Source organism: Haloimpatiens myeolchijeotgali, from assembly GCF_042688525.2.
Lineage (GTDB): Bacteria > Bacillota > Clostridia > Clostridiales > Clostridiaceae > Haloimpatiens.
The window spans coordinates 3,296,593-3,308,855 of sequence record NZ_JBHWAB010000001.1 but is presented as its reverse complement, the minus strand read 5'-3'; the positions used below and the strand labels follow the sequence as shown (position 1 = coordinate 3,308,855).

Below are 12,263 nucleotides of genomic sequence, written 5' to 3'. Positions count from 1 at the left end.
TATATCATGCAGACATATTTATTTCCTATAAAGATAGCTTTAATTACATTTCCTATTTTAGCTTTTTTATTTACGTTTCCATTTGTTATATATCAATATAGAAAGCATGGATATATAAATAAATTTAGAGTTTTTATTTTATATTCTTTTTTATTGTATTTATTAGCAGCTTACTATTTAGTAATACTTCCTCTTCCTAAAACACATGATGTGAGAAGTTTGCAGCCTATCAATGTTCAATATTATCAATTAATGCCTTTTAATTTTATTTTTGATTTTTTAAAAGAAACAAAAGTAGTTTTTTCAAAACCATCTACTTATATAAATATAGTAAAGGAACGAGCATTCCTTCAAGCAGCATTTAATGCAATTTTATTAATGCCTCTTGGTATATATTTGAGGTATTATTTTAAGAAAAATTTAAAACAAACAGTATTAATATGTTTCTCTATATCTTTATTTTTTGAAGTAACTCAGGTAAGTGCATTGTATGGATTTTATAATGCTCCTTATAGAATATTTGATGTGGATGATTTGATTTTGAATACTCTTGGGGGATATATAGGGTATAAGATAGCCCCTATGTTTACATATTTTTTTCCAAAAGCTGATCAATTAGATGAAAACATTGATTTAAAATCAATACCTGTAAGCTTTTTTAGAAGATTACTTGCATTTTCAATAGATTGGTTTATTCTTGAACTAATTTTTCCATCATTAAAAACAGATATTCTCTTTAAAGCTATACTTGTATTTGTATATTTTATCTTAATTGTTTATATAACTAATGGAAAAACTTTTGGTAAATGGATACTTAGAATAAAAATAAAAGGTAAAAAAGATAGATTATCATTTAAAGAAGCAGTAACTAGATATAGTATTTTGTATTATGGTGTATTTGGTTTTAATTATTTGTTATCACAGGCTATTTCATTAAATAGAAATATACAATGGCCTTTATTAATTTTTATTATGATTGCTGTATTAATTATTTTTGATTTAATATTTTTTGTACACATACTACTTCATATATTTAAAAAGGATAAAAGATTATTTTATGAGGAAATTAGTAAAACAAAAAATGTAATAACTAAATAATATGTACTATGATATATTGGAAAAATAGATAGCAATATGATATAATACATACCGTTTGAAAAATTTAACTTTTTAAATACAGGAGGAATAGTAGTGATAGTTAAAAACACAAAAATATCTGTAATAGGCGCTGGCTTTGTAGGTTCGACTACTGCTTATGCTATAATGCTTCAGAAGTTAGCTGAAGAGGTTGTAATAGTAGACATAAATGAGAAAAAAGCAATGTCAGAAGCGATGGATATAGCACATGGAACTGCATTTATAGAAGATATTGATGTAAAATATGGTGATTATAGTGACACAAAAGATTCTGATATAGTAATAATAACAGCAGGACCTCAACCTAAGAGTGGAGAAACAAGACTAGATGTTTTAAATAAGGGATTAAAAATAAATGCACAAATAGTACCTCAGGTGGTCAAATATAATCCTAATGCAATAATTATAGTAGTTGCAAATCCTGTAGATATATTAACGTATCAAACTTATAAACTTTCAGGTTTTCCAAAAGAAAGAGTTATAGGATCAGGTACAGTGGTAGATTCAGGAAGATTAAAGTATTTTGTAGGAGAAAAATATGGTATAAATTATAGAAAAATATCTACATATATACTCGGAGAGCATGGAGATTCTCAAGTAGCAGCATGGAGTTCTACTACAGTGTCAGGAATAAAATTAGATGATTATTTAAAAAGTCTAGGTTTTGAAATAAATGATGAGATTAAAGAAAAAATTTCACAAAAAGTTAAAGAAGTTGGATTTGATATTGTTGGAGGAAAAGGATATACTTCTTTTGGTATAGCTACTGCTGTAGCAAGAATAATTAAAGCTATAGTTACTGATGAACATACAGTTTTACCGTTATCAACATTATATACTGGTGAATATGGTATAGAAGATGTTTATATGGCAGCACCATGTATAGTTGGAAATAGTGGTGTGAAAAATTTACTTGAAATAGATCTTTCACAAGAAGAATTAAAAAATCTTCAAAAATCTGCAGAGGTATTAAAAAGTTTAAATATTAAATAATATAAAAATAAGTATTGAATTTAATATAAAACTTGGTATAATAATAGTGTAGTCTAATTTATGTATATGACTTTTTTCTGAAGTATTCGAGAAGCTCTTATTTTGAACCTACAGAGTTTAAAAGGGAGTTCAAAATCTAGATGTGAAAGAAATCTATAAGACCAACGTAGAAGTGGCAAGGTAGTTGAAGCATCTTTGAGAACACCCACCTATCAGAGAGATAGGTGTCAAAATTGGAGCAACGGTATTTTGGATTATTTAAATATATAATAAGATTAATAATAAGAGACACAATGTGTCTCTTTTTTTATGCAATATGTGCTTTTGTTCTTAAAAGGGACAGTTTTTGAATTTTTGAAAAATTTGAGAACTGTCCCTTTATTTTGTTTACTTTACAAAAGGAAATAATATACTTAAACAGGATATTTATGTTTCTGTGTATAAAATAATAATAAGATGCTCAATTTTTGTAGATAGAAGAATAGAATTATGAATAGAAAGAAGGGGTAATATGTCATATAATATTGAGCTTATAAAAAAAGAACAGCAAAAAACAAGTAATTGGACAGGGGGAACAACTACTGAACTTGCAATATATCCAAAAGATTCTTCTTATAATGAAAGGAATTTTAAGTGGAGATTAAGTTCTGCAAAGGTTGAAGCAGAAGAATCAACTTTTACAGAACTTAAAGGAATATGGAGATTAATAATGGTTTTGGATGGGAAAATTACTCTTAAGCATGAAGCATATTATAATAAGCATTTGGCACCTTTTCAACAGGATAGTTTTAGTGGAGAGTGGATAACAAAAAGTTGTGGAAAAGTTAGAGATTTCAATTTAATGATGGCAGAAGGCAGTGAAGGTCAAATAGGTTATACACATTTGTATTATAATGATGTGTACAAAATATGTTGTAATGATAATAAATTTAAAATGAAAAAATTTAAATATTTGACAGAAGCTTTTTATTGTATTAAAGGAAAGGTTAGTGTTATCATTAATGGGAAAGAAAATATAGATTTATGTAAAGATGAAATATTACTTGTAAATATGTATAATGAGTTTGACGAGTTAATAATAAATGTTAATAACAAATGTGAGGAAGATAGTATTGTTATAAGAGCTAGTATTATATGTTAATAACTTAACTTTGCAGATAAATATGAGTCTTAGTGATGATTTAAAGTTAGTAAATCTAACAAATATACAATGATGTTAAAAAACACAGAAAGGAGGAGTTACAAGAAAGCTAGTAAATAAAAGTTTGTTTTATAACTTTTTACAAGTTTTTGTAACAAAATACATATGATAAAGTTAATTGCAACTGATTTAGATGGTACTTTAGTAAATGATCAAGGAAAAATAAATTCCAAAGTATATGATATGATTCATAACTTAAATGAGAGAGGTATAAAATTTGCAGCAGCTAGTGGAAGATTTTATTCTCAGTTAAATAAAAATTTTGACAAAGTAGATACAGATATGATATTTGTTGCACACAATGGTGCTCTTGTAAAATACAATAAAAATGGAAGAATTTTATATTCCAATTGTATTTGTGAAAAAGATATAAAAAGTATAATAAATTTAAAATGTAAGCAAGGAATGGAATTATTTTTAGCAGCAGCTAACGATGCATATATAGTGAATCCTACAGAAGATATACTAAATAAATTTAATTTCTGGGGAGTTCCAGCAGTAGTAATAAAATCATTTGATGAAGTAAAAGAACCTGTATATAAAGTAACATACTATGTAGAAGAAGGCGTAAAAACGCATATGATTGAATATTTAAAAGAAAATTTAAGTGACAATGTTGAATTCGTTGTATCAGGTGATTGCTGGATAGACATAATGAACAAAGGAGTAAGTAAAGGAAGTGCAATAAAAATACTTCAAGAGAAATTTAACATTCATAAAAGAGACACAATGGTTTTTGGAGATTATTATAATGATTTAACTATGTTTAGAGAAGCATATTACAGTTATGCTATGGAAAATGCACCACAAGATGTAAAAAAACACGCTAGATTTGTTGCACAAAGCAATAATGATAATGGTGTATATAATGTGATTAATAAATATGCAGTATCATTATAATAATTTATGATCGAATTTTCATGTTTTTAGTATAATTTATTACGTGCGCTTAGTAAGAAGAGCACGTAATAATCTACCTTTAAAAAATAGTCTCTCCAACTGCATGTTACACAATATGAGTAGCACGTAATCTTTGATTAATTCGTATATATTTTTAATTGAATTATATATTAAATTTGATTTGATTAATACATACCATTTTTTATTATAATAAAAATTATAATAAATTCTTTTTCCATTCTTTCTAAGATTTATAATAGATGATATAATGTACTAGTTGTAAAAAAATATTTCTTTTTAATATAAATGAAACCATTTTTTAACCTTTTTTAAAAAGATATATTTTATAATTATAGATGTTGATGTTTGTATGAAAAACTAATAGTTTTCGTATAATTTATATAGATTAAATTACGATTTTTTTATTATTAAGAAAAGTATAAATTTATTAGCTTAAAAGTTAGTAAATTCAATACATAAGAATATGTAAGTTTTATTTTTTATAAGAATTTATTTAACATAAGATAAGAGATATGGTTGGAGGTATGGTATGAGAAGATATAGACGCAAAAAAATGAAATTAGTAAATCCTAAAAAATTGATTGTATCATCAGTAATTTTTATTGTACTTTTAGTAGTTGTAGGTACCTCAGTAAAAAAATATATGAAAAAAGATAGTAATACTAAAAATAAATCAGTTAAAGTAAGTTCCAACAATTATAGTAATAAAAAAATAGATACATCAAAGAAAAACAGTGAAAATCAAAAAAAACATGATAACATTGATATTTCTATACCAGGTAAGGAAAACAATGATTTGAATAAAAAAGAAACTACTAAAGAAACTAATAAGGAAAACAATAAAGAAAAAAACGAAACTAATAATAAATCTAATAAAAATAGAAGTAACAAGGAATTTTTTAAGAATTCAGTATTCATAGGAGATTCAATTACGGAGGGTATAACATTTTACGATATATTAGATGAGAAACATGTTGTTGCTGTTAAAGGATCGACAATTAATCAGGCGTACAAAAAAATTAGTAAAGTATCAGCATTAAAACCTAAAAATATTTTTATATTACTTGGAACAAATGATTTAACGTCAGGTATGAATAGTACTGAATTTATAAGTAATTATGAGAAATTAGTAGAAAGTTTAAGAGAAAAATTACCAAACTCAAATATATATATTCAATCAATTTTACCAGTTCAAGAAAAGGCTGAAAAAAGAAATCCTAATTTAGCTAATTCAAGAATAAATGAGTTCAATAAAGCTATTATGAACATGGTTAGAAATAAAAATTTAAATTATTTAAATATAGCCTCAGTATTAAAAAACAATGATAATTTATATGAATATGATGGTATACATCTGAAATATCAATTTGATAAGCTGTGGTTAGATTATATAAAAGATAATATATAGAATTTAATATATTAATACAATTAACTAAAAGAAGAGGAGGAACACACATGACAAAATTTTTTAAGAAAATAAACAAAAGATTTATCATTACTATGATTTTAAGCATTTTTGCTTTAGGAACTTTAGCAGGATGTGGTAGTTCTAAAAAAGAAGTTAAAAATCCCTCAGTAGGAGAAATAAGCAAAAAAATAGGACAATCTGTAGATGTATCAGAAATGAGGAAGGCAGATAGTGAGAAATTAAAGAAGTTATATGGTATAAACTCTGATGAACTTGAAGGTTTTGATGTTTATACTGCATCTACAAACATTAAAGCTGATGAAATAGCTGTAATGAAGGTTAAAGATTCTAATAATGTTGATAGCATTAAAGATAAAATATCAAAAAGAGTTAAAAAACAAGGTGAGAATTTTAAAGATTATCTTCCAAATGAATATTATTTAGTTGAAAAACATGTACTAAAAAATCAAGGTAACTATATTCTTTTTGCAATATCAAAAAATGCACAAAAAATAGAAGATACATTTGATAGTTGTTTTAAATAATTTATTTAGTAGAATATAGAGCTTCTTATTTGGAGGGATAGACTTTGGTTTTTAGTAGCCTTATATTTATTTTTGTGTTTTTACCTTTAACCATATTTACATATTACATTGTGCCTAGAGCTTTAAGAAATTTTATATTAGTTGTAGCAAGCCTCATATTTTATGCATGGGGCGAACCTACATATATAGTTATAATGTTATTTTCTACGGTTTTTGATTATATAAATGGGTTACTTATACACAAATATAAAGAGAGAAAAACAATTACTCGTTTAGTTCTAATAAATTCAATAGTTGTAAATTTAGGTATACTTTGTTTCTTTAAGTATTATGGTTTTGTAGTGGATAATATTAATGCTGTTTTCAATTTAGGTTTAACTGCTAAAAAATTACCACTTCCAGTAGGTATATCTTTTTATACTTTTCAAACCATGTCTTATGTGATTGATTTATACCTTGGAAAAGTAAAAATGCAAAAGAATATTATATCTTTTGCTGCCTATGTAACTATGTTTCCGCAGCTTGTTGCAGGACCTATAGTAAAATATGGAGATATTGCAAAACAGCTTAATAATAGAAAAGAAAGTTTGGACATGTTTGGAGAAGGAGTGGAGTTATTTGTAATTGGACTTGGTAAAAAAGTGCTTCTTGCAAATAATATAGGAATTTTATGGAGTAGTGTAAAAGCGCTTCCAATGAATAATCTTTCAGTACTTTCTGCATGGCTTGGAATAATTGCATTTACTTTTCAAATATATTTTGATTTTAGTGGATATTCAGATATGGCAATAGGACTTGGAAAAATGTTCGGATTTCATATTAATAAAAATTTCAATTACCCATATATTTCCAAAAGTATAACGGAATTTTGGCGTAGATGGCACATGTCATTAGGTTCTTGGTTTAGAGAATATGTGTATATTCCTCTTGGCGGAAATAAAAAAGGTAGATTAAAGCAGTATAGAAATATATTTATAGTATGGTTTGCAACTGGACTGTGGCATGGAGCAAGTTGGAATTTTGTTTTTTGGGGATTATATTTTGGAGTATTTTTAGTTATAGAAAAAACATTCCTTTTAAAATGGTTTGATAATAAACCTAAATTTATAGGACATGTATATACAATGCTTATTGTTATTGTTGGATGGGTATTGTTTGAATTTGATAATATTACTCAAGGCTTAGCATTCATAAAAGTGATGTTTGGATTTGGTACACATTCATTAATTGATGGTAGTGCACTTTATTATTTATATACTAATGCCTTATTATTTATAGTTATTATACTTTGTTCAACACCTATTCCTAGAAAGGTATTTTTAAGTTTACAAAGTAAATTAAAGATGATAGGAGTTATTGTTGTTCCTATTATATATATGTTAATTGTATTTGTTTCAACTGCGTATTTAGTAAATGAAACATATAATCCTTTCTTGTATTTTAGATTTTAGTAAAGGGGAAAGAGGTGTTTATTTTGCAGAAATATAACAAGGTATATAAATATATTATGGCAATATTTTTTCTTTTATTTATAGGTATTATTTTTATTTCTAATATTGTAACTCCAAAAAGAATATTTTCAGATTCAGAAAATAGGAGATTAGAGCAAGCTCCAAAGTTTTCTTTAAAACGTATTTTAAAGGGAGAATTTACTTCAAACTATGAAAAGTATATTTCAGATCAATTTGTATTAAGAGATTTATGGATAGGAGTTAAGTCTGAAGCTGAAGTAGCTATTGGAAAAAAGGATAATAATGGTGTTTATTTAGGCAAAGATGGCTATTTACTTCAAAATTTTAAAAAATCAGATGTAAAGGAATTGAAAGATAAAATAAATGTGATTAATTCCTTTGCAGCATCAACGCCTAATCTTAATAAATATTTTATGCTTGTACCTAATTCTATGAAAGTATTAGAAGATAAACTTCCACCATATGCACCTGTTGATGATGAACTTACTTATATTAATAAAGTAAAAAATTCAATGGATAGTAGTGTGAATTTTATAGATTTGTATAATACATTATATTCTAAAAAAGACGAGTACATATATTATAAAACAGATCATCATTGGACAACTAAGGGAGCATATTATGCTTATAAAAAAATATGTGAGGATATAGGTATTACACCACATGATGAAAGTTATTTTGATGTAAAGAAAGTTACAGATAGCTTTTATGGTACTCAATATTCAAAAGGTGGATTTAAAAATATACAACCTGATAGTATTGAACTCTATTTGCCAAAAGGAAATGAAAAATATAATGTAGAATATTATGATGAAAATAAAACCACTAACTCTCTTTATGATATGAATAATCTTAATAAAAAAGATAAGTATACAGTATTTTTTAATGGTAATCATCCATTTATGAAAATATCTACTAATATTAAAAATGGAAAAAAATTATTAGTAATAAAAGATTCATATGCGAATAGTTTTATTCCTTTCTTAACAGGTCATTATAGTGAAATCTATGTAGTAGACCTTAGGTATTATACTGATAACTTAAATAAATTAGTAAAATCTAATGATATAAATGATATGTTAATTTTATATAATGCTAAATCCTTTTTTGAGGATGAAAATATTACATCGAACTTTAGTTTTTAAAGTTCGATGTTTTTATGTTATTAAACATTAAATAATTCTTTTATATCTTCTTCATTCATTTTAGCTAGCATATTTTGTTCAGAAGAATTTTTCATAACATTGTCAAAAATATTTTTTTTCTTTTCTTGAAGCATATTTATTTTTTCTTCAATTGTACCTTTAGTTATGAGTTTTATTACTTCTACAGATTTATTTTGGCCAATTCTGTGGGCTCTATCAGAGGCTTGTTCTTCAACAGCAGGATTCCACCAAGGATCAAAATGTATAACAGTATCTGCACCAGTAAGGTTTAAACCAGTTCCTCCTGCTTTTAATGAAATTAAAAATACATTAGTTTTTCCGTTATTAAATTTGTTTACTAAATCAAGTCTATCTTCACTTTTTGTAGAACCATCTAAGTACATATATTTTATGTTTTTATTATCAAGTTTAGTTTGTATATTTTTAAGTATTGAAGTAAACTGCGAAAATACAAGTACTCTGTGACCTTCATTGAAACTATTTTCTAATATATCTAAAAGAGTATTTATTTTTGAACTTTCACCTTTGTAATTTTCAATAAAAATTGAAGGATCGCAGCATAATTGTCTAAGTCTTGTAAGTAATGATAATATTTTAATTTTACTATTGTTAAAGCCGTTTTCACTTATTTCTTTTTCAACTTTCTTTTTAAAGTTAGATACATAGGAAGCGTAAAGTTTTTTTTGTTCATCACATAAATCTATAACTATTTTATGTTCTATTTTAGGTGGAAGTTCTTTAATTACATCTTTTTTACGCCTTCTTAAAATAAATGGTTTTATATGTTTATTAAGTTCATCAAGAGCTTTTTTATCATCATTTTTGGTAATAGGTATACCATATAATTTTTTAAATTTGCTATGGCTTAATAAATATCCAGGCATAATAAAATCAAAAATAGACCAAAGTTCTGTAAGAGTATTTTCAATAGGAGTACCTGTTAATGCAAAATATCCTTCAGCTCTAATTTCTTTTACACTTTGAGCGGTTAGGGAATTAGGATTTTTAATATGTTGAGCTTCATCTATAAAACAGTAGCTAAATTCAATGTTTTTATATTCATCAATATCCATTCTTATTAAAGGATAAGAGGTTATTAAGACATCAATGTTAGTAATATTTTTACGAACATTTTGTAGTTTGTTTAATCTTATTTCTTTAATGCCAGATATAACTTCTGTTTTTAGAGTAGGCGCAAATTTTTGTATTTCACTTTCCCAATTGTATACAAGAGAAGAAGGACATACAACTAATACAGGTTTATTTTCTTTAGATGTATTTTCACGAGAAGCTATAAAGGCTATGGCTTGAATAGTTTTACCAAGACCCATTTCATCTGCAAGTATTCCACCAAAACCATAAGTTGATAAAGTTTTAAACCATTTAAATCCTATTTTTTGATATCCTCTTAATATATTGTCAATATATTCTGGAGCTTTAAAATCACATTCTGGAATTTCTTTAATATTATTTATGGTGTCTCTGAATTTCTTGTTTTTTTCAACTTGTATAATTTTATTATTTTTAAATTTTTCATTTAAGTAAATAGAATTATATTTTGGCAAAAGTATCTTATCTTTTGACAAATCAGATTTTTTTATACCAAGATAATCAATTGTATTAACAAAATCAGCAAATTCAAAAGAATTTAAAAGTATAAATCCTCCATCTTTTAATTTGTGGTATTTCTTTTTCGTTTTTATTGCATCAAAAATATCTTTAAATTCTTTTTTATTAATATCATCTATGTTAAAAGAAAATTCTAACAAATCATTTTCATTGATTCTTATAGAAGAGTTAATGTTAGATGAACTATATATTTTAAATTTTTTTAGATTTTCGGAGTAAAAAATATCACAAATTTTATTAAGGTTATTTACACCTTCATATAAGAAATCTATAATATCAGTTTCTTTCTTTAGTATATATTGATGTTCAGTATTAGTGAAACCAAAATTTTTAAGTGTATCTAAAATATTTTGTTCTTTGTCTATATTTCTAACAATAATTTTTTTGGTATTAGATTCAGATTTTATTAAAGAATTTATTTTAGTTTCACCGTATTCAAATAACACATCAGCAGTGATATATTCATCAAGTTTATCTAAATAGATACTTGTTTTTAAAGGTTCATTACAAATAGTATCTTTTATTTTATCATCAATCTTAATTGTTTTAGTAATTTTTCTCATAGATGGAAGTATGCAATTATTGATTTGGTTTATGTTATCTTTATCAAAGGCTAATTCTTTTTTATGTAAAATTGCATCATAAAAAGGTTTATAAAATTTAGATTGTTCTTCATTAGGGAAATATATATTACCATCATATAAGAAAAATTCACCAAAATTTGTTATAGGTATAGGAAGATTATTGAGTTGTGTAATTTTTATTTTATCGGTTTTACTATCAGCATACATAGCAAAAGTCAAAGGCATTTGTTCTGTAATAATTTTAGGATTGATTATTTTTTTCCCAAAAATATTAATTTGAAAATCTATATCTTTTAAGTAAAGTAGTAATCTTTTAAATTGAGAATTAGATAAGTAAGCATACTTACCATTAATTAATTTATATTTATAATAATCATCGAATATAGATTGGTCTAGTTCATATAACTCAATTAGTAAATTAATTATTTTTTGATCTGTTTCATTAAATTTATGTTTATAGTAATCATATGTGAAATTTTTACCAAATTTTAAATAGCTTTTATTTTGGATTACTTGTAAAAATTCTTTAATGTTTCTTACTACATATTTTTGTTTTTCTCCAACTTTTAATTCAACAATATAAGACCTAGTATTATCATAGTAATCTACAGTTAAAATTACATCCATTGCAAGTTCAGTTTTTGCAGTTTCTTCTGACAAATTTAATTTTAAATCATTTATTAATCTAGTAAGTTCAGTACTTTCTATATTATTAATAAATTTGTCACCATTGTTTATATAATAAAGAAGAAGAGCTATTATATGCTTACAAGGAGAAGCGTAATTGTGAAATGACATACAGTCACAATATAGATCAGAAATTCCTATGAGTCCATTCATTAATACAGTTGTATTATATAATTCACCATTAGAACCTTCTATTAAGCCATGTATTTTATGAATTTCATTAAATAATGAATCATGTTTATATGTTTCTATATTAAAGTGTTTAATTTTATCTTTCTTGTAATATTTTTCTCCTCTTTTAAATATGATATCATTTGTTATATCTTTTATATCTTCTTTACTGATTAATATCATTTAAACACCTCAATTATTTATTGTTGAAAGTTGAGTTATATATAAACAACTTTTATATATTGAATATTATAACATTGAATAAGAAATTTAAACATAAAATATAAAATTTTTGTATAAAATTAACCCTGTGAGTAAATTTTAATCAATATATCAATACTCACAGGGT

The 12,263-nt window shown here is 24.9% G+C and carries 9 protein-coding genes and 1 other RNA gene; 9 read left to right on the top strand and 1 reads right to left on the bottom strand.

What is annotated here, in order from left to right; translation table 11 throughout:
• Positions 1-6 precede the first annotated feature (6 nt).
• The 9 genes from ACFIJ5_RS14760 (at position 7) to ACFIJ5_RS14720 (ending at position 8,822) form a co-directional block, all read left to right on the top strand.
• A complete protein-coding gene (locus tag ACFIJ5_RS14760) occupies positions 7-1,098 on the top strand; it encodes a VanZ family protein (RefSeq protein WP_379808375.1) in 1,092 nt (363 codons plus the stop codon).
• Positions 1,099-1,194: 96 nt separating this feature from the next.
• Positions 1,195-2,130 (top strand): L-lactate dehydrogenase, encoded by a 936-nt coding sequence (locus ACFIJ5_RS14755; protein WP_379809624.1) that lies wholly within the window; start codon positions 1,195-1,197, stop codon positions 2,128-2,130.
• A 71-nt stretch (positions 2,131-2,201) separates the two neighbouring features.
• Positions 2,202-2,390, top strand: a non-coding RNA gene (gene ssrS / locus ACFIJ5_RS14750) — 6S RNA.
• A 251-nt stretch (positions 2,391-2,641) separates the two neighbouring features.
• The gene (locus ACFIJ5_RS14745; protein ID WP_379808373.1) at positions 2,642-3,271 is read left to right on the top strand and encodes a HutD family protein; all 630 of its coding nucleotides are present in this window, start codon (positions 2,642-2,644) and stop codon (positions 3,269-3,271) included.
• Positions 3,272-3,436: 165 nt separating this feature from the next.
• Positions 3,437-4,231, top strand: a complete 795-nt coding sequence (locus ACFIJ5_RS14740; protein ID WP_379808371.1) for a Cof-type HAD-IIB family hydrolase — start codon at positions 3,437-3,439, stop codon at positions 4,229-4,231.
• Positions 4,232-4,781: 550 nt separating this feature from the next.
• A complete protein-coding gene (locus ACFIJ5_RS14735) occupies positions 4,782-5,660 on the top strand; it encodes a GDSL-type esterase/lipase family protein (protein ID WP_379808369.1) in 879 nt (292 codons plus the stop codon).
• Between the two features lie 47 nt (positions 5,661-5,707).
• Complete coding sequence (locus ACFIJ5_RS14730) at positions 5,708-6,205, top strand: DUF4358 domain-containing protein (RefSeq protein WP_379808367.1); 498 nt, start codon at positions 5,708-5,710, stop codon at positions 6,203-6,205.
• 44 nt (positions 6,206-6,249) lie between these two features.
• Positions 6,250-7,656: an MBOAT family O-acyltransferase gene (locus tag ACFIJ5_RS14725; protein WP_379808365.1), complete on the top strand. Its 1,407-nt coding sequence runs from the start codon at positions 6,250-6,252 to the stop codon at positions 7,654-7,656.
• A gap of 14 nt (positions 7,657-7,670) precedes the next feature.
• Positions 7,671-8,822 (top strand): DHHW family protein, encoded by a 1,152-nt coding sequence (locus tag ACFIJ5_RS14720; protein ID WP_379808363.1) that lies wholly within the window; start codon positions 7,671-7,673, stop codon positions 8,820-8,822.
• A gap of 20 nt (positions 8,823-8,842) precedes the next feature.
• Here the strand turns inward: ACFIJ5_RS14720 and ACFIJ5_RS14715 are convergent, their stop codons facing one another.
• Entirely contained in the window at positions 8,843-12,097 is a 3,255-nt protein-coding gene (locus tag ACFIJ5_RS14715) for an SNF2 helicase associated domain-containing protein (RefSeq protein WP_379808361.1), read from the bottom strand.
• Between the last annotated feature and the right edge of the window lie 166 nt (positions 12,098-12,263).

Excerpts from the sequence above, each read along its gene's own strand:
- ACFIJ5_RS14760 (WP_379808375.1), top strand. The coding sequence starts at position 7 with ATGCAGACATATTTATTTCCTATAAAGATAGCTTTAATTACATTTCCT.
- ACFIJ5_RS14745 (WP_379808373.1), top strand. The coding sequence starts at position 2,642 with ATGTCATATAATATTGAGCTTATAAAAAAAGAACAGCAAAAAACAAGT.
- ACFIJ5_RS14740 (WP_379808371.1), top strand. The coding sequence starts at position 3,437 with ATGATAAAGTTAATTGCAACTGATTTAGATGGTACTTTAGTAAATGAT.
- ACFIJ5_RS14735 (WP_379808369.1), top strand. The coding sequence starts at position 4,782 with ATGAGAAGATATAGACGCAAAAAAATGAAATTAGTAAATCCTAAAAAA.
- ACFIJ5_RS14730 (WP_379808367.1), top strand. The coding sequence starts at position 5,708 with ATGACAAAATTTTTTAAGAAAATAAACAAAAGATTTATCATTACTATG.
- ACFIJ5_RS14715 (WP_379808361.1), bottom strand. The coding sequence starts at position 12,097 with ATGATATTAATCAGTAAAGAAGATATAAAAGATATAACAAATGATATC.